The sequence below is a fragment of the Mycobacterium nebraskense genome, from assembly GCF_002102255.1.
Classification (GTDB): Bacteria; Actinomycetota; Actinomycetes; order Mycobacteriales; family Mycobacteriaceae; genus Mycobacterium; species Mycobacterium nebraskense.
In genome coordinates, this window is the sequence record NZ_LQPH01000051.1 from 43,985 (window position 1) to 60,775 (window position 16,791).

Sequence of the window (16,791 nt, forward strand, 5' to 3'; positions counted from 1 at the left end):
CGGATGTCAGGAAACGAGTTCTCGAGTGCCGAGGTCTTCGCGCAACCGGAACATCACCAACGCTTTGGCGTCCTTGAAGCCCTGGCTGCGGGCCGCCTCGTCCAGCTTGGCTCGCGCCTGTGCAGTCATTCGCATTGTGAATTGGGCAGACATCCTGCGGTTTTCTGAGCCCCTGCGGCTCTTGCGCCGTGGCGTCAAATCGCTTGCGCTTGCCTGCTCTGCCACCTGACCCGCCCTCCTGAGGCTGTGACGTGCTCTTTTGCATCTATTAAGTGCATTAGTGCCATTGTATGCCCTCATGCGCCGTTGCGCGGTATTCCGCGCAACGAGTGTCGGGCTATCGGCATGTACTTGATAAGGACATTCCAGCAGATTAACGGCAATGTGTGGCGACGTGCACGGGAGTACACTAAGGCCGTTGCAGGTGCGTCGCTGGAAGGACTCGCTTCATGGTGATGGGAGGTCATCCGCAGCGCGGCAGGCCCATCACCGGCGTCCCGCAAGCGGCCCGGATGCTGGGCCGCGATGTTCGCACCGTGCGGCGGATGATTGAGTCGGGCGAGCTTGAGGGCGGCGCCTCGCTCGCTCATAAGCGCCGCCAGTGGTTCGTCTACACAGACCAACCTCTACTCCAGACGCAGGGGCGAGCGCCGGCCGCAAGACCAGAGCACGGCGAAATTGCGGCCCTGCGAGCCGAAAACGCCGACCTACGTGCCCGGGCGATGGCAGCCGAAGAGGGCGAGCGACTTCTGCTTGCTGGGCAAGCGACTTTGCGGGATGCGTTGAGGCAAAGTCAGTCCACGCTGGCTGCTGTGATGGCCGCTAATGAGAACATGCTTCGCGGGGCCGACGGTTATCGGATGGCAGCGGATGGTTACCGCGGTGCGGCCGATGAATTCCGCCAGGGCGCTGCCGGGTACGTCGAGGTGGTCAAGCAGGCACAGGCCACAATCGGGATGTTGGAAAACGTTCTTGAGAGCTATAGCGACACAATCTCTCAGCACATCACCCCCGGCCATGCAGGCGCTTTGAACACCTAAGCCACGTTGTGCCGCGCTGACAAGAATGCAGGGCCCCTCCCCCATTGGCGATCGTTGTTGGCGTCCCGTGGCCGATTAGCGCCTCGTTCCTGCGTCCAACGGCAAAACGGGCGCTCGTCATTTCGTCACTGTGACGCGTTCGGGTGGGCGTCCTGCGACGCCCATCTCCGTACTGCTTTCAATATCGTGTCGGGCTGTCTTCTCGGTATCCTTCCGCAGGTGGCGACACTCGTGGCCCGGCGCAGCGTTCGCGCCAGAGCACGCCACCCGCTGCGCAGTACCGGAGCTGGTCTGCTCAGCCGCTGGGATCAGGCCGCGGCGCCACGTCGCGTCGACTGTCTGCGTTCGCATCTCAGTCCCAGTATGGCGAGGCACCCGCGTTCAGGTGACGAGCACCGTTCGTTTCTTCACTGAGTGTTCTGCCTCGCCCTCCGTGGGAATGAGTGCCTGCGCGACCACTTCGGCGCGGGTGTGCTAAACAATTGCCCGTATTCGGCGTCCAGGGTTGAGCTGACGCTGGTGGCCGCAATTGCGGTCTGGATCGTCTAGGCAGTTCGTGCTCAGGTAAGCATAGGCGCCGCCTTCCTGGCGTTGTGGGATACCTTCGGCACCGCTTCGGCACCCATGTGTAGCGCAATGTACGTACGAGCGGTGGCCTTATGCATAGGCCTCAGCGGATGCAACCAAGCTGCAAGGCGCGGGTAGGAATCCTGGGCCCGACAGCGGCCACAGCGGTCGCGCGTGTATGGCGAGACGCGTAGGTGCACAGTCATTGCGCCATCTGCCCGTGGGCGGTGGGCATGGTATTGCCCTAGGTATGCGTCTAGGTATTGGTGACAACCTTCTTCTAGGTATGCGGCGCAGGTCCGATACGCCCTGTGTGATGGGTCTTTACGGACGTTTGAAAGGGCAGGCCTAGCGCCAATGGGGGCGGTGGTGCACTGGGTGCGGAGGCGGGGGTGAGCTGAACCGACACTCTTTCTGTATGCAGGACTACTGCCATGCGACTGGTGCTCGCCCTGTCGCTCGACGCGAAGTGCCCCAGGGTGGCCGTGACGTGATGTGCGCCTGCATGCGGCGTCGGGCGTGTTGTGGCGACGTCGGCATACCGGCAGGTGCAAGGCCTTGCGGCGAGCCTTCTTTGTGGCTGGGCGCGTCGCGCATCGGCGCGCCGGGTTGTTGCCACTACACTTCGTGAACCATGACCAGTCACACGTTGCGGCGGTCGGCGCCAGGTGTCGCCGCGGGCGCCGGTGCGCCGCGAATTCAGCTGCAAGCTGCGCTGTCATGACCGACAGCATACTGACCGTGGACGAGCCGAAGGTGACGATCAACTGGGCGCGTCTCGGGCATGTTTACGTCGTGGGGAACGGTAAAGGCGGGGTGGGTAAGACGACGACGGCCGCGCATTTGGCTGCGTTGGTTGCCTCAGATGGTGCTCGTGTGTTGCTCGTCGACCTCAATGGGCAGGGCAACATCGCTCAGGTATTGGGGTTTGCGAACACGAGCGTCGACGATAAGGGACGGAACCTTTTTTCGGCGGTGACCGCAGGTGTGCGGCTGGCGCCGATACCGGATGTCAGGCCGAACCTGGACGTGGTTCCCGGGGGGAGTTTCGTCCGGCGTATCTCGACGACGTTGGCTGCCGAGATGGGTACTTCGCGCGATAACGGGGTGCTGTTGGCGTTGGCCGATGCGTTGCAGAGCGTGGCTTCCCAGTACCAACTCATCATCATTGACTCGCCACCGGAAAACCCGCTTCTTCTTCAGCTTGCGTTGTGTGCGGCTCGCTGGGTCATCGTGCCGATGAAGACTGATGGCACCTCGCGAGCGGGGTTGCGTGAATTGGCCAGCGACATTCGTGCGATACGTGACCACAATCCCTTCCTCGTCCTGCTTGCCGTGTTCGTGTTCGCTTCGGGCACCAAGGCGACCAATATTCGGCGTGAGCTCACCGAGCAGGTCGCCCAGGATCTGGGCGCCAATAGCGATTTGATGTTGAAAAGCTTTGTCCGCCAGGCCGAGGCCGTCGCTCGCGACATCATCAAGTTCGGCCGCCTTGCCCACGAGCTCGAGCAGGAGATACCCAACAATCCCAAGCATTGGGAGTTACGTCGAGGGACAGCCAGGGGGGCTACCGTCGTTAGTAGTACCGCTCGGCCGGTGGCTGAAGATTTCGCCAAACTTGCGGCCGAGATACTCAGCCGTGCTGCCCGTAAGCGGGAACAGATGATCGAAGAAGGAGTGTGGCCGTGAGCAACCTAAGACAGCAGGATCTTCCGGCAGAGGACCTTTCTGACCTCGGTGCGCCGGCGGCTCGGGGATCGGGGTTGTCTGGGCTGCTCTCGCAGAGCGCGGGCGAGGCGCCCGCCGCAGCCCCTCAGCCACGACGCGCGTGGGAGCCCGATGCCGAACACGATGCGGTGGATGCCGGTGCGACTGCGGTGGCCGCCCCCCGCCGGCCCCGCCGGCCCGGGCGGCCGCGTACGCGCACCAAGCCTGTTACTGCGGTGTATGTCAGTCCGGGTGTCAAACAGCGCTTTGAGGCCTATCGGCACAAGCAGAAGGCGACGAATCTTCAGGTGGTTTTGGAAGCCATCAGTAGCAAGCACCATGAGCTGGCCGACATCATCAAGCAGTCGGCGTTCAGTACTGCACCGGTGAATCCTTTGTTTCCGGCCGATCCGTCGGCGGTGCGCTATGTCGGGGGAGGCAGCGTGCAGATTGGTTTCAGCGCTACACCTGAGCAAGAACAGGTACTTGACCGTATCGGCGCGGAGTTGGGTTTCGAGACCCGAAGCACCTGGATTGCTCCGGTGCTCAACGCGTTTTTGCCGGGTCGCAAAGACGGTGCGCCCGACCGCGGCTGATGGGACTCTAACCACCGCAGGCGGTCAGTACCCGGGCGCCGACCAAATCGACGAGCAATTCGATTGCCCGAGTTTCCTCGTCGATCGGGGGCGGTCCTGTGGCCAGCACGGCGCTGAGGTATTCCTCGTGGTGCCTATCGAACGCCTGGGCCAGCGTGAGGTCGGGGCCAGCCAGGCGATGTTGGGTGCTGGACTGGTCGTGTAGCTGCTCGCGGCTGAGTAACCAGGTGTGCCAGCTGGCGCGTTCTTGCTGGTGTCGGCGGGCGCGCTGGTTTTGTTGGTCCTCGAGGTGGTGGGCGGCGGCGACGTCGTCCAACGTTGTCGGGCCGGCGCTAAGGCGGCCACGATGCTGGGTAATCAGACCGGCGATTCGTAGGGCTGCGAGAGTCTCATAGCCCGTGGTGATGGCCGTGTGTGCCGCGGCGAACACGTCGCGGGGGCGTTGGATGTGCTGGTGCACGATCAGCTCGTAGATGCGCCGGTGACGGTGCCCGATGACCTTCCAGGCCAGGTGGACACCTTCGACTCGGATCGCCGCGACCGTCTCGCGGGCGACGCCCATCTGGTTCTGCTGGGTCAGCGCGTAGTAGTCGGGTTCATGTCCTTGTGCGATGCGCGTGCGCACCAGCGGTGAGCCCGGCAAGTCACGGGTTTTTCGGAGGAACTCCCAAACCGTCGTCTCACTGAGCAGTCCTGTGGCTAGCGATAGCGCTCGTCCGCCCACGCCTACCACGGGGACTCCGTTGATCACCTCTCCGGCCCGCACAGCATGTATCGCCAGGGCTTGGTAGACGGCCGCACCGATCCACCGGTAGCGGTGGCCGGGGAATTGCGCTTCCACCCAAGCCACTGCGTTGGCCAGCCACTCGCGATGCAGCTGTGGTCCCGCTGTGGTCCCCCCTGTGTGTACTTGTTCTTGTGCGCGGACTGGTCGGAAAAAGCTGCTGTTGGTGGCGGCCCAGGTCAGGGCTTTGCGCCAGTCGCGTTGCAGGGCTTTCTCGGCTCCGGCGCCATAGCGGGTGTAGGCGGTGGCCAGTCCGGTGTGCCAGGGGCGTCCTGGGGCCATGAGGGCCTGTACAGCGGCCAGGGTGTGGCCGTGTAATGCGGCGTGGGCCAGGACGGATTGGCGCGCTTCGGAGTGGCTTCGCCACGTCCGGTCGGCGGGTAGTTGGCCGGTGGTGGCGTAGGTGGTGATGCGGGTGGGCAGTGCGGTGTCGCGGGTGTATTCGGGGCGTAGTCGTTCGCGGGCGCCGCTGCCGGTGGTGGCGTCGCTGGGTGTCGAGATCGGTTTGGTGGTGGGCGATGGGCTAAGGGCGCCGAGCAGAACGTTGAGACGGGGGAGCAGGGCGGGGTCAGAGCGTGTGGTGAATGCGTCGATCGCGGTGGCTAAGGGGCCGTCGAGGATGCGGTGGCCGCCTTCGCGGCAGGGGGAGCCGGGGACGGTGATGCACCCGGTGCGGGTGTTGGCCATCGGGGTTTTGTCCAGGCTGGGTAGTCGGGCTTGCAGGAGCCGCATGAGGGGGTTGACTTCGGCGGTGGTGGCGGCGGTGCCGATGGCCAGCGGCACGATGATGTGGCGGCCGCCGCTAGTTGAGCGGTCGGTGATAGCGACCCCGCCGGCATCGGTGATCCAGCTCAGGGCGCGAGCGAAGTCTGCGTCGACGACCTGTTGGCTGTGGTGTTTGGTGTCGAAGTCCAGTGCGAGGACCTGGGTGCGGTGGTGTGAGTAGAGCAGGACCGCGGCCGGCACGGTGGGCAGGCGGCTGGTGAGGTTTTTGGTGCGGTCGAATTTGTTGGTGGTGGGGTCCCAGACGCGGATTGTGGGTCGGGCGGCGATGAGGGGGGCCAGTGCTTTCCAGGTGGCGGCGGGGCTGGCGGGAAGCGACGTGGCCGGGTTGGGGGACATGGCGTTAGGAGGCGTGGTGGGTCACGGTGAGGTCAGTGGTGTCGTGCAGGTGGCCGTGGGTGTCGAGGAAGACCCACCGGTGCTGGCGCCACAACATGGGTGTCGTGCTGGTGGTGCTGCGTGGGTCGACGAGGTATCCCAGGTCGAGCGCGGTGGGTATGTCGGTGTGTTCGATGAGGTCGATGCAGTTGCGGCAGGCTGCGATCGCGTCGGCGGGACTTCCTAGGGTGTGTGGGTGTGCGCGGCGGCGCCGGGAGAAGATCGCGGCCTGTTCGTATGTGCATGCGGGAGCCATAATTTCGCAGTGGCCGCTGGCGCGGGCGGTGATTTGTTGGGCGATGGCCGGCGCCGGTGCGGCGATGAGCAGTTTTCTGACTCGGACACGTCGGCCCGGGCGCGCTGCGCGGGTGGCGGCCGGCACGGCGGCCGGTGGTGTGACCGGTTGGAGGTCAAGCGATTTCGTGTCGGGCGGGGGCTGGGCGGGCAGGCCCAGCAGGTGCCTTTTGGCGGGAAAGTCGCCGTCAATCCAGACTCCGGCCCACATGCCGTAGGAGGGTTGACGGTGCAGTGCAGATTCGGTGCAGGGCTGCAGGGTTGGGCAGTTGAGGCATTGCTGGCGGGTATAGGTGCGCCGCTTGGCGTCAAACCAGTCGCCAGGGTGTTGCAGGCAGGACGCGACTCGTCCGGTGCTGGCGGTGTCGTCATGCTTGTGGTTCACGAGGGTGTCCTCTATCGTGAAACCAGCCCGGTGAAGGCTTGGTTTCTGGTTTCAGAGGCCATTGACCGGAGTTGGTGTCTCCGGTCGCAGTTGTCCCCGCTTCGGCGGGGACTTCTGCGTTAAGGGCCGTATCAAGTTGTGTGTTGACCTGTGGTGTCCGTCAACGCGTTTGGGTGAAGGTGTGGGGCGCGGTCTCCTCGTTCATCTGGGTGGTTGGGGCTTCTGGTGGGACCAGAGTGACACGAGTCGGCATCGATGTTCGGCCGACACGCCGCGCGGTTTTCCGCGCAGGCACCACAGTAAGCAGCTTCAGCACCCTTACGCCGCACCCGCGGGAAGTTTTTTTGCCAATCTCCACGCCGGGGCTTTTGGCGCTCGCAAATCGGTGACCGCCGACCGACGCGTAAGGGCGAGCGGGGTTGTAAGTTCGGCTTGAGCCCACCTGGTCGGGGTCTCAACGGGACTGCAGCGCTGCTGTTCTGGCGTGCGGCACAGCCCAGTTGTGTGCCGTTATTCTTTGCCTGCGAAGGGATTCCGCGAGTGACGACACTGAACACGCGCCGCAATGGCGCAGGGCTTGCGCAGCGATCCGACGTCAAGGTTCATCCCGTCGACGAGCACTTCGGCGGCCAGGGCGCGCTGTCGATGCCCGCTGTCGAGTCAGACTCACTCGGGTCCGAAACACTGAACGCACCACCTGCGCAGTGGGATGCGGCCGGTGAAGACGAGATGCGCACGTTGCGGTTGGTTCGCCGTAGCCGCACCGCAGCGGTGTGGCTGACGGTGGGTATCGCGACCATCAGCTTCGTCTTGTCGTTCACCTCGTTGCGGAATTTAGCGGCGATGTCGGCGTGGCCCGGGTGGCCGTCGTGGCTGTGGCCGTTGATCCTTGATGGCCTGATCATCCTTGCGACGCTGGGGATTGTGTCGTTTGCGCCCTACCGTGAGCAGTTTTGGAACCGTGTTTTTCTGTGGGCGGTGCTCGGGGTAGCGGCTTTGGTGAGTGTGGGCGGCAATGCTTTGCACGCGTGGTTATTCACCGGGCAGCTGGCGCCGTGGATGCGTTGGGGTGCCGCGGGTTTGGCGTGTGTGCCACCGGTAGCGCTGATGGTCACGACGCATATCTTGGGGACCTTGTGGCGATTTCATCCCGCACCGCCGCCCGATGCGCGCTCGCAGTTGCGCGAGCGCGCGCTGGCGCTGGCGGTGGAGCGAATGGACCGCTGGGAAGCTGCTGCGGGCAAGCTGCATGAAGAAGGTTATTGCCCGAGCGTGCCTACCGACAAGTTGGCGCAGGTGCTGCGGTACTTGTACGAATCTCGGCCTGCGTTATCGCTGCGCGCGATCGGGGCCAAGCCGGAGGTGGGTTTACATCACGACACGGTCAGCAAGATTCGCGATGCCGCTGCAAGCGCGCTGGGCATGACGGTCGGCGACCAGTAAGACCGCAACGAACACCGCCGACATGCTGATGCTCGTCGGGCCAGGGAAATCGGTGAGGCGCGACCGTCGCATAGTGCCAGCACACGGCGGTAGCGTTTTTCCAACAACCTGCGGTTAGAGGGGATTTGGGCAAGCCATGGGCTTTCTTGATGACGTCTTGGATGACCTGTTTGATGACCTTTCGGGGATCTTCGGCGGCGATGACGACGGTGGTGGCGACGGTGAGAGCGACTGGCCCGCCCAGCAGCCGGTACCCGCGACGTTTCCGCCGGGCGCGCCAGGGTGGGGGCCTGCTCCTCAGGCGCCGGGCGCGCCGGGGTGGGGGCCTGCTCCTCAACCCCCGGGTGGGCCCAGCGGGCTGCAGCAGGGTGCCGGGCAAGCGGGAACGACCTACCAGCAGGCCAGCGGCGCGGTCAACCAGACCGATGAGAAGCTAGCCGATTTGCTCAAGCAGATATTCGCGGCCAACGACGACAATCGCTCACGGATTAGCGGCATCATCGCCAGCATCGAGACAGCGCGCAAGGCGCTGACGTCCAACCCGCAAACCGCCGGTGACCCACATGCGATGGCCTTGTTTAACCAGTTCTTGGACGGCCAGCTCGCCCAGATTCAACAGATTCTTGACAGTTCGAAGGTGGACAGCAAAAAGCAAGCCGAGTTGCTTGCCGCCCTGGGTGAGGAGTACCGCGGTACCGCTGGGGGCGACCCGAAGAAGAAGGGCAAGGGCGACAGTAACGGCGCCGGCGGCGGTGATGGTGGAGGCGATACCAGCGGCGGTAGTGACGGCGGCGACGGTGACGGCGGCGGCGGCGGTGGCGGTGACGGCGATGGGGGAGCCGGGGCTGGCGGAACCACTACAGGTGGCGGTGCTGGTGGGGGGTTGACTGATCCGCTGGCTGGACTCGGTGGCGCGGGGATGGGTGATCCGCTGTCGATGCTGGGCCCGGCGATGGCGGGGCTGGGGGGTATTCCTGGCGCGCTGGGCGGGGCCGCGGGGTCGTTGCCGATGGATGCGCTGGGCGCGATGGGCCCGCTGGCAAGTCAGTTGGCCGGCCAGGGCGGCGGTGACGGGTTCAAAGACACTGACGCCCACGACCACGGCAAGTCAGACGACTTCCAAGACGCCTCGCATGGCAAAGGGGACGGCGACGGCGGCAAGAACTCTGACGCGACGTCGGGCAAGGACGACACCAGCGACAAGGGCGAGAAGAACGGCACGACCCAGCCAGCGGGCACGACTGCGCCGCAGCCCAGCGGCCAGCCCGCCCCGCCCGCGGCGGTGCCCGCCAGCGTCGGTGGCGAGCCGAGCCGGGTAGTCCAGATGCCCGACGGTTCCCCGGTGACGGCTTCCACTGTCCAGCACGCCGCCGCAGTGCGGGCGGTGTTGAACGGGGCGACGGTCGCCGATGGGTGGAAGCAGGCCCATGTGGAGTTGCCTCCGCCGGGGACCCCGGTGACCGCGCCGGCAGATCCGAGCCATTTGGTACCCGGTCAAATCGCCCAATTCACGAGTCGCGACCCGGTGATGTACATGGGTAATGGCAAAATCTGGCTTGATGGGCAGCTGCAACCGCAAAGCGCACTGCCTACGGGAGATTTTCTGGGCTGGGTCGATCCGCCTCAGCTCACCGGGACGACACCGGTCCCGACCGTGCCGGGTGCGCCAGCACCGGCCGGTCAGCCGGGGATCACGAACACCAGCGGTAGCTAGATGTGGGCCAACGATGCGGGAGTCGCGGTGACCGACGAGCAGCAGGAAGTACTTCCCACTGTCGCTGAATGGTCCGCCGATGGCGCGTTGATGGTCGAGCTGGATTGGCAGGGTCAGGGGTTGCGGGTCCAGCTCGAGCCCGAGGTGATGCGATCGTGGACCGCTGACATGCTGGCGGATCGGATTGTGCGGCTGCACCGGCTGGCGTTGATGCGAGCACGCGCCGAACAGCGCATGCGCATCATTGAGGACAGCGGTGCTGCCCTGCCGACCACGCCGGGCTGGCCGAGTTTGACCGACGTCGAAGAATATCGGCGAACCATCGATTTTTAATTCGTGACCGATGCGCAGGCCGTTGAGCCGTTGTTAGGCTTAGCAAATAGCCAAGTTCTATGGGAGGTGTGCGGTGGCCGGCGACGACGTGAAGCTGGATTTCGATGAGTGGGACCAGCACGCGCAGTGGTGGGATCAAGAGGCGCCGCGGGTGCGCGAGCGCCTGACCGTCGATCCCGGCACCGCCGAAAGCATGGGTCAACGCTTCGGCGACATTGGGTGGGAAGTTCGTGAGGCGTTGAACGAGACGCTGCAGGCGCGGTCAGCGGCGGGCCGGTCGCTGGGGCAGTATTGCGAGGGTGTGGCTGGCCATATTCGGTCGAGCATTTCTTCTTACCAGCAGACCGAAGAGGCCAGCCAGCAAATTTTGAAGACGTAACTCGAAGGCTACTTGGTGGCGGATTCAGTACGCGTCGATACCGAGGTCGTGCGGGCGGCAGGCCGGCAGGCCGAGGCCGCTGGTGGCGCCGCAACGCCGGGCTCGAATCATGTACAGCCCAGCGCTGCCGACATGGTGTCGGTGGGCGCGAGCACGCGTTTCACCGCCCAGGTGAGTTTGGCGCGCAAATACACGGCAATGGCCAATGTGTTGGCGCGCCAGTTCGGGGTGAAGCTGGATGCCAGCGCCTCGGCCTACGACGAGCAGGAAGTGCGCTCGGCCGCGACGCTGGGACGCGGCGGTGGTGCGGCCGCGGCCGTGCCGGCCGGGTACACCGGCGCGCCGGGTCATGTGGTGCCGGCGGATCTCGTGACGGGCGGGCTGGGCACGGATCTGCCCGCCGGTGAGGTGCCGGCGAGCCCGCGTGACGTCGCTCGTTTGATCGAGACCGGTCGCGCCGGCACGGGCAAAAAGACGTGGGAGGCCGTGGAGACCAGCCTGCGCTCGGAGGCTAAGCAGCTCGACGACGCCGCCGATAAACTCGGCCAAGCGATCGGCACCACCGGTAACGGCTGGCAGGCCCAGTCCGCCGATGCGGCCACGACCCGGATGCGCGCGTTGCAAACCTGGTATCAGGGTCACGCCAAGTATGTGCAGGGCCTGGCTGATCAGGCCAAGGCTCATGTGCAGAACTTCTCCAAAGCGCTCACCGATGTCCCGCCGTATCGCCACGTGCTTGACGCGGAGCGCGAGCTCAAGGCGGCGCTGCAGTCCAATGCGCGCACCGGTGGCGCCCAACGGGTGGCCGTCGTCAAGGCGCAGGTCAAGGTCAGCAAGCTCTATCAGGCTTCGACGACGGGGTTTAGCACCTATACCTTTGCCGAAGCGGCACCGAGTAACCCGAAGATGCCTGTGCCGCCGCCGGATGCTCCCACTTCGACTGTGCCCCCTGCTGTTCCACCTGCTGGTCCCGGCGATGGCCCGGTGGGGCCGCCGCAGCCGCAGCACTCGCCCAAAGGCGCGCCCTTGCAGCCGGTGCAGGGCGGTCCAGGTGTCGGTGAGAATCTGACTGCCGGGCCGACGTGGCCGCCTGGGGCCGTTGATCCCAGCGGCCCGGCTAATCCGCTGGCGGATGCGCTGCCGCAGACGGCCGGGGGCCTGCCCTCGGAAGTCGTTCCCGGCATCATCGGTGGCGTGGTCGGCGGCTTGGGTGGCTTGCTCGGTGGCCTGGCCGCAGCGCCGCAAAAGGCGCTGCAGGGTTTGGAGCAGGCGGCCGGGCCGATGATGAGTGGCTTGGGTCAGCATCCGCAAGGCGGTGAGCCGCAGCACGGCGGGGAGCAGTCGCCGCAATCCCCAGAGCCTCCGGCAGGTGATCTACCTTCTCCCGGGGATCTCGGCGCCGGTGGCGGCGGAGGCGACACAGAGCCGGCGGGTGGGGGAGACATGCCACTGGCCGCGCCTACCGAGGTGGCGTCCGCACCGCCGGCGGCCGCACCCGCCTCTGCGCCCTCGGCGCCGACACCGGCGGAGGCGCCTGCACCGGCGATGGGCGCAGTGGGTCCGATGATGCCGCCCATGCGGGGAACCGGGGAGGGCGCCGGCCCGAACAACAAGCAGCTCTACCAGGAACGCAAGTTGAAAGTGGTGGCGCCGGCCAACAGTGAGCCGGTGAAGAACCGTCGAGAAGGCCGCGCTAAACCCACTGATCGGAAGAACCCGTGAGCACACCGCAGGAACGAATCGCCGCCGTCGACCAGGGGCTGCGCGTAACGCGGGCGCTGGTGGCCGAACTCAACGCCGCCGCGCACAACATGCGAGAACAGGACCCGATCAGCGACGTAGTGATGCCGACGTTCGACGGGGACGGGTATCTGTGCGATCTGTTCATCGCGCCGACCGCGCTGGCCGATTACACCTACACGGGCCTGGAAGATTTGATCACCGAAGTGCTCAGCGAGGGCACGCAAAGACTGCGTGAGGTGGCTCAGGCCGCGATTGACCGGTACTGGGGGCCGGAATCGTCCTGGCATGAACTCAAGGTGCTGCGCGACGAATGGTGATTCCGGTTGGAAAAACCATGGCGCGCAGAAGAATTGGTGAATGAGGGCGCCGAGCAGGCGATACCGGCAATGCGAAAAAGCCGATGTATCAACGCCACAACGTCTTCAGGCTTAGGTGACGGGCAGCCGTCTGAGAAAACAGCTTGGAATCATGGGGGCACTGCCGAGGCAATCGAATGTGTTCTCAGGTGGTCTGTCGACGCGCCCGGATAGCGGTGTGCCGTCGGCGTCGAACACATCTGTCTCGCAGGCAATTTCGCGAATAGTCATAGTTAGTAGTCCTTAGGGCAAGGGCAGCGGCGGGCCGCGGGCGCGGTCGCTACGGGGTTTATCTGTCGACCGCGGCGGGGTGGGTGTAGAGGTGGGCGATCAGTTCGACCCATCGACAGGCGTCCTCGCGACGTGCTGCCAGTACATGCGCGGGCGGCAGTTGGGTGGCGGTGCACCCGGAGCTGGCCACCGCCGTGGTCAGGTACAGCCGCCAATAGAGATGGCCGGCGGGTTTGAAGGCTCCGCAAATCACCGACGTGTCGTGGTCCAACACTGTGATGCGTTCGGTGCCGTTGTCATCGACGCTGGTGACTACGGGGTGCTCTGCAACGACGGAGCTCATGACATGCCTCCTATGCCGCGCCGGCGTGAAAGATCAGCGGTTCGTCGTCGACATCGTCGGTGTCGTCGGTGTCGTCGAGGTCTGGCAGCGGGGCGACTCGCAGGTCACCGAGTTCGGCTTGGCGGCGCTGCTCGAACTGGGCGGCCAGCCGCGCATAGACCGGCTTGAGTTCCTTGGGTTGGGCGCCGGGCAGCATGATGCCGCCCCAGATTCCGTGAGTGGCTCCGGTGGCCACGGCGTTGTAGCCGCAACGGCCGCGGAAGGGGCATTCGGCGCAGCGCTTGATGGCGCGGTGTTTGGCGCGCGGGTCAAAGAAGAGCTCGGGGTCTTCTTGGCAGGCCACGTGCTGGCTGGTCTGGAAGAGGCGCACATCAGCGCGCATCTGGAAGGACGCAAACGGTCTGGCGTTGGCGCGGGTGTCGGCGGCGGGGGCGAGGTTGATCGTCATTGGAGGCGTCCTTCCCTTGGTAGGTGCTGGGCTTCTTCACTGAGGCGGTACGCCCGTGAATTACCGATAATCTAACAGAGTTTTTAGCGGTTTTAGCGGTTTAACCGCTAAAATTCTGGGATGGGTACCCGCACGTGCGCTCGCAGCGAGCACCAGCACACGGTGTCACCGCATGTCAGACCGTGTTTCATGGTTGAGCCGGCGCTGCTCAACGCATCGGCGACCCAAACCGCTGAATCACCTGTTTTAGCGGCGCGGATGGGGAAATCTGGCGGTTTGTCGGGCAAGATACGGGTCATGTCCTGGGAGCAGCTCGCCGACGAAGTTCGACTTCGCCGCAAACAACTGAAGCTGACCCAGCCCGACGTCGCCGAACGCGCCGGCATGTCGGTAGCCACCGTGCGTGCGGTGGAAACCAACCGCTCAGGCCGACTCACCCGCCGGCTACGCCGAGCCCTAGAGCGTGCGCTGGAATGGCAGGACGGCAGCGTCGACGCCGTCTTAGGCGGCAACGCGCCTCGAGCGGTCACTACCGCCGGCACCATCGCCGTGCCACCGGCCGTCAGCGCGGACACCGCGAGGGCCGCCGCCGAACGATTCGCTGTCGCTCATCGACTGGTCAAAATGCGCCATGCGTTCCTCGAGCATCGCGACCACATGTCCGAGGCCGCCCGCGCCGCGATGGATGACGAATTCAGCACGGCCTCACGCGAAACCGAGGAGGCGCTGATCTGGATGCTGCCCTGGCTCGCCGATGCCGAGCGCACCGAAGCGATCCGACTTTTAGCCGAACTCAGAGAGATCCGCCCGTGAGTCGTCGACGCGGAGCGGCACCATGGGCGGCCACCAGCATGCCTATCATCCGGCGGCAGTGGTGCTATGCCATGGAGGCCGCCGCGGATCTGACATTTGAGGAGTACCGCAACGCATTGCCGCCCGGCGCTCCACCTGAGCGCGTCGCGCAAATGAGGAAGATCGAGCGGCTTATAGATAAGTTCGCCGCCACTGCCGACACGATACGAACCGAAGCGGCGGCGCTACGTACCGCCGAGCTGTACTGGGTCTCACGCGACATGGTCGACGTGGTGCTCGAAGCGTCAAAGTCGTTGCCGGAGTGGACACCTGAGGCGGCAATGCCAGCCGCGACCGGCCTTTTATGTTGGGCGAAATCCGCCGACACCGTCTCTAGTGGTGTGCCCACCCAAGAGGCGGTCGAAATGGACCTCAACAGGCCTGGAGTCACCGCGCGCCCCCTTGACCGCGAGGTCGCGACGATCATCGACATTCCCTGGGACGCGGTCTGGTGGTGGCGAAGGCCAGATGGGCTGTTGCAGCTCACGCCAGCCTCACGCGCTGAGCAGAACGCCGCCGTGCTGCGCATGGCCAACACGAGCTCGCCGCTATGGGGCGCTCACACCATCATGATTCGGCCCGATGTGCCGCGCACCGGGGAAGCCAACGGTGGAGAAAGCGCGTACCCGTTCATCAGCGCCCTGGGCGCGGCCTGGCTGCTCATGGGCCAAACCAACATCGCCGAGACACGAACAATCGGCCCGACTCCCGAGCCGCGCCCGCGGCCCGACCCAACTGCAGGCACCGATACGGCGGCCCCGGTGCCGCCGCGGCCTTCCCTGGTAACCATCGTCGACATACTGCGCGCCCAAAGACAGTCGCGGGCGGCGGACTCGGGCCGAACCTATAGCCATCGGTTCCCGGTGTCTGGACACTGGCGCCAGCAGGCTTGCGGGCCGGGGCTCTCGCAACGAAAACCACGCTATATAGGCGACTACCTGAAGGGCCCGGCCGACGCCCCGCTGATCGCCCCGAAAACCCGAGTACATGTGCTTCGCGGAAAACGAGGAGCCCGCTAGTCGGCGGGCTATGTCACATCGAAAAGGTACGGTGCGGTCAGTGTCAGGGTGAGGTCGCCGCTTGTTGCGGTGGTTGGATCCTGATCATCTGGTGTCTGGCTCTTACGGTGAGTGCCGTCTTTGGATTGGCGTCCATGCGTTTTGTCGGCACCAGGTGTGAAGGACCGGCCGGCGTGACTTGATAGGAGCGTGGCATCGCCCCCACTGAGATGTGTCCGCCGACCGGCCCAACCGTCACCTCACAGTGAATGGAGGCAACCACCATGGTTGTTGTTGGAGCCGATGTACACAAGCGCACGCACACCTTTGTCGCGGTCGACGAGGTGGGCCGCAAGCTCGGGGAGAAGATCGTCAAGGCGACCACGCCGGGGCATGCTGAGGCGGTGATGTGGGCCAGGGAACGCTTCGGCGCACAGCTGGTGTGGGCGATCGAGGATTGCCGGCACCTATCAGCCCGGTTAGAACGCGACCTTCTCTCCGCCGGGCAGCAGGTCGTGCGCATCCCACCGAAACTGATGGCTCAGACCCGTGCCTCAGCACGCACGCGCGGTAAGTCTGACCCCATCGATGCACTGGCGGTCGCGCGCGGGTTTCTGCGTGAACCTGACCTGCCGATTGCCTCTCATGATGAGATATCGCGCGAGCTGAAGTTGTTAGTTGACCGCCGCGAAGTCCTTGTGGCACAACGCACCGCGACGATTAACCGGCTGCGTTGGCGAGTCCATGAACTCGATCCCGAACGGGCCCCCAAGGCCGCATCGCTGGACCGAACCAAACACCGCCAGATCCTGGGCGCGTGGCTGATCACAGTCCCGGGTCTAGTTGCCGAACTGGCTTGTGAGGAGTTGGCCGACATCACCCGGCTCACCGAACAGATCGATGCGTTGGCCAAGCGCATCGGCGAACGCGTTCGCGCCGTGGCGCCCGCCCTGCTGGCGATGCCAGGCTGTGGGGACTTGACCGCGGCCAAACTCGTTGGGGAAACCGCCGGAGTGACTCGTTTCAAGAGCGAGGCCGCCTTCGCTCGCCATGCCGGGGTGGCGCCGATCCCAGTGTGGTCAGGTCACACCGCGGGCAGGGTCCGCATGACTCGCTCGGGTAACCGCCAACTCAACGCCGCCCTACACCGCATCGCGATCACCCAGATCCGCCTCAACGGTGTGGGCCAGACCTACTACCGCAAACGGCTGACTGCCGGCGACTCCAGTCCCGAAGCCCTACGCTGCCTCAAACGCCGCCTGGCCCGCATCGTCTTTCACCACCTTCACACCGACCACCAAAACCGAATCCAGCCTTGCCAATCGGCAGCGGCTTGACATAGGAGAATCTCAATGACGTTGTCAAGCCGCCGCAGTAGTGGTTGCGGGTTGGTAGACAGCGTGGTCGCGCAGCATGG

17 protein-coding genes are annotated in these 16,791 nt (G+C 65.0%); 12 read left to right on the forward strand and 5 right to left on the reverse strand.

Going from position 1 to position 16,791, the window contains the following annotated elements:
- Positions 1–6 precede the first annotated feature (6 nt).
- Positions 7–129 carry a hypothetical protein gene (locus AWC17_RS33785; RefSeq protein ID WP_257790680.1) on the reverse strand — a complete coding sequence of 41 codons (123 nt, stop codon included), beginning with the start codon at positions 127–129 and terminating at the stop codon, positions 7–9.
- Positions 130–449: 320 nt separating this feature from the next.
- On the opposite strand from AWC17_RS33785, the gene AWC17_RS05820 reads away from it, so the two are divergent.
- The 3 genes from AWC17_RS05820 to AWC17_RS05830 all read left to right on the forward strand — a co-directional run bounded on the left by AWC17_RS05820 (position 450) and on the right by AWC17_RS05830 (position 3,910).
- A complete protein-coding gene (locus AWC17_RS05820) occupies positions 450–1,040 on the forward strand; it encodes a helix-turn-helix domain-containing protein (protein WP_047323886.1) in 591 nt (196 codons plus the stop codon).
- A gap of 1,287 nt (positions 1,041–2,327) precedes the next feature.
- Entirely contained in the window at positions 2,328–3,296 is a 969-nt protein-coding gene (locus tag AWC17_RS05825; protein ID WP_047323885.1) for a ParA family protein, read from the forward strand.
- The gene (locus AWC17_RS05830; protein WP_231614260.1) at positions 3,287–3,910 is read left to right on the forward strand and encodes a hypothetical protein; all 624 of its coding nucleotides are present in this window, start codon (positions 3,287–3,289) and stop codon (positions 3,908–3,910) included. Before AWC17_RS05825 ends, AWC17_RS05830 begins: the two co-directional genes overlap by 10 nt.
- Before the next feature lie 7 nt (positions 3,911–3,917).
- Here AWC17_RS05830 and AWC17_RS05835 read toward each other — a convergent pair whose 3' ends face one another.
- Both AWC17_RS05835 and AWC17_RS05840 read right to left on the reverse strand, forming a co-directional pair.
- Positions 3,918–5,816, reverse strand: a complete 1,899-nt coding sequence (locus AWC17_RS05835; protein ID WP_047323884.1) for a hypothetical protein — start codon at positions 5,814–5,816, stop codon at positions 3,918–3,920.
- Between the two features lie 4 nt (positions 5,817–5,820).
- A complete protein-coding gene (locus AWC17_RS05840; RefSeq protein ID WP_047323883.1) occupies positions 5,821–6,534 on the reverse strand; it encodes a WhiB family transcriptional regulator in 714 nt (237 codons plus the stop codon).
- Between the two features lie 540 nt (positions 6,535–7,074).
- On the opposite strand from AWC17_RS05840, the gene AWC17_RS05845 reads away from it, so the two are divergent.
- The 6 genes from AWC17_RS05845 (at position 7,075) to AWC17_RS05870 (ending at position 12,463) form a co-directional block, all read left to right on the forward strand.
- Complete coding sequence (locus AWC17_RS05845) at positions 7,075–7,977, forward strand: DUF2637 domain-containing protein (RefSeq protein ID WP_052955346.1); 903 nt, start codon at positions 7,075–7,077, stop codon at positions 7,975–7,977.
- A 136-nt stretch (positions 7,978–8,113) separates the two neighbouring features.
- Complete coding sequence (locus tag AWC17_RS05850) at positions 8,114–9,691, forward strand: DUF4226 domain-containing protein (protein WP_052955345.1); 1,578 nt, start codon at positions 8,114–8,116, stop codon at positions 9,689–9,691.
- Positions 9,692–10,024 (forward strand): hypothetical protein, encoded by a 333-nt coding sequence (locus AWC17_RS05855; RefSeq protein ID WP_047323882.1) that lies wholly within the window; start codon positions 9,692–9,694, stop codon positions 10,022–10,024. It begins immediately after the preceding gene.
- 73 nt (positions 10,025–10,097) lie between these two features.
- On the forward strand, positions 10,098–10,403 hold the full coding sequence (locus AWC17_RS05860) for a type VII secretion target (protein ID WP_047323881.1): 306 nt from the start codon (positions 10,098–10,100) through the stop codon (positions 10,401–10,403).
- Positions 10,404–10,418: 15 nt separating this feature from the next.
- On the forward strand, positions 10,419–12,125 hold the full coding sequence (locus AWC17_RS05865; RefSeq protein WP_047323880.1) for a PE family protein: 1,707 nt from the start codon (positions 10,419–10,421) through the stop codon (positions 12,123–12,125).
- Entirely contained in the window at positions 12,122–12,463 is a 342-nt protein-coding gene (locus AWC17_RS05870) for a hypothetical protein (RefSeq protein WP_047323879.1), read from the forward strand. Before AWC17_RS05865 ends, AWC17_RS05870 begins: the two co-directional genes overlap by 4 nt.
- Positions 12,464–12,791: 328 nt before the next feature.
- On the opposite strand, the gene AWC17_RS05875 is transcribed toward AWC17_RS05870, so the two are convergent.
- A complete protein-coding gene (locus AWC17_RS05875) occupies positions 12,792–13,076 on the reverse strand; it encodes a hypothetical protein (RefSeq protein WP_047323878.1) in 285 nt (94 codons plus the stop codon).
- A 10-nt stretch (positions 13,077–13,086) separates the two neighbouring features.
- Positions 13,087–13,524, reverse strand: a complete 438-nt coding sequence (locus AWC17_RS05880) for a WhiB family transcriptional regulator (RefSeq protein WP_052955344.1) — start codon at positions 13,522–13,524, stop codon at positions 13,087–13,089.
- A 297-nt stretch (positions 13,525–13,821) separates the two neighbouring features.
- Between AWC17_RS05880 and AWC17_RS05885 the strand changes: the two genes are divergently transcribed.
- From AWC17_RS05885 to AWC17_RS05895, 3 genes are all read left to right on the forward strand, one after another.
- Positions 13,822–14,337, forward strand: a complete 516-nt coding sequence (locus AWC17_RS05885) for a helix-turn-helix domain-containing protein (protein ID WP_052955343.1) — start codon at positions 13,822–13,824, stop codon at positions 14,335–14,337.
- A gap of 38 nt (positions 14,338–14,375) precedes the next feature.
- Positions 14,376–15,395, forward strand: coding sequence for a hypothetical protein (locus AWC17_RS05890; RefSeq protein WP_074021336.1), 1,020 nt, complete (start codon positions 14,376–14,378; stop codon positions 15,393–15,395).
- Positions 15,396–15,643: 248 nt separating this feature from the next.
- Positions 15,644–16,711 carry an IS110 family RNA-guided transposase gene (locus tag AWC17_RS05895; protein ID WP_192579514.1) on the forward strand — a complete coding sequence of 356 codons (1,068 nt, stop codon included), beginning with the start codon at positions 15,644–15,646 and terminating at the stop codon, positions 16,709–16,711.
- The last annotated feature ends 80 nt before the right edge of the window (positions 16,712–16,791 follow it).

Coding starts and splice junctions, on each gene's coding strand:
- AWC17_RS33785 (WP_257790680.1), bottom strand. CDS start 129: ATGACTGCACAGGCGCGAGCCAAGCTGGACGAGGCGGCCCGCAGCCAG.
- AWC17_RS05820 (WP_047323886.1), top strand. CDS start 450: ATGGTGATGGGAGGTCATCCGCAGCGCGGCAGGCCCATCACCGGCGTC.
- AWC17_RS05825 (WP_047323885.1), top strand. CDS start 2,328: ATGACCGACAGCATACTGACCGTGGACGAGCCGAAGGTGACGATCAAC.
- AWC17_RS05835 (WP_047323884.1), bottom strand. CDS start 5,816: ATGTCCCCCAACCCGGCCACGTCGCTTCCCGCCAGCCCCGCCGCCACC.
- AWC17_RS05850 (WP_052955345.1), top strand. CDS start 8,114: ATGGGCTTTCTTGATGACGTCTTGGATGACCTGTTTGATGACCTTTCG.
- AWC17_RS05855 (WP_047323882.1), top strand. CDS start 9,692: ATGTGGGCCAACGATGCGGGAGTCGCGGTGACCGACGAGCAGCAGGAA.
- AWC17_RS05875 (WP_047323878.1), bottom strand. CDS start 13,076: ATGAGCTCCGTCGTTGCAGAGCACCCCGTAGTCACCAGCGTCGATGAC.
- AWC17_RS05880 (WP_052955344.1), bottom strand. CDS start 13,524: ATGACGATCAACCTCGCCCCCGCCGCCGACACCCGCGCCAACGCCAGA.
- AWC17_RS05885 (WP_052955343.1), top strand. CDS start 13,822: ATGTCCTGGGAGCAGCTCGCCGACGAAGTTCGACTTCGCCGCAAACAA.
- AWC17_RS05890 (WP_074021336.1), top strand. CDS start 14,376: ATGCCTATCATCCGGCGGCAGTGGTGCTATGCCATGGAGGCCGCCGCG.
- AWC17_RS05895 (WP_192579514.1), top strand. CDS start 15,644: ATGGAGGCAACCACCATGGTTGTTGTTGGAGCCGATGTACACAAGCGC.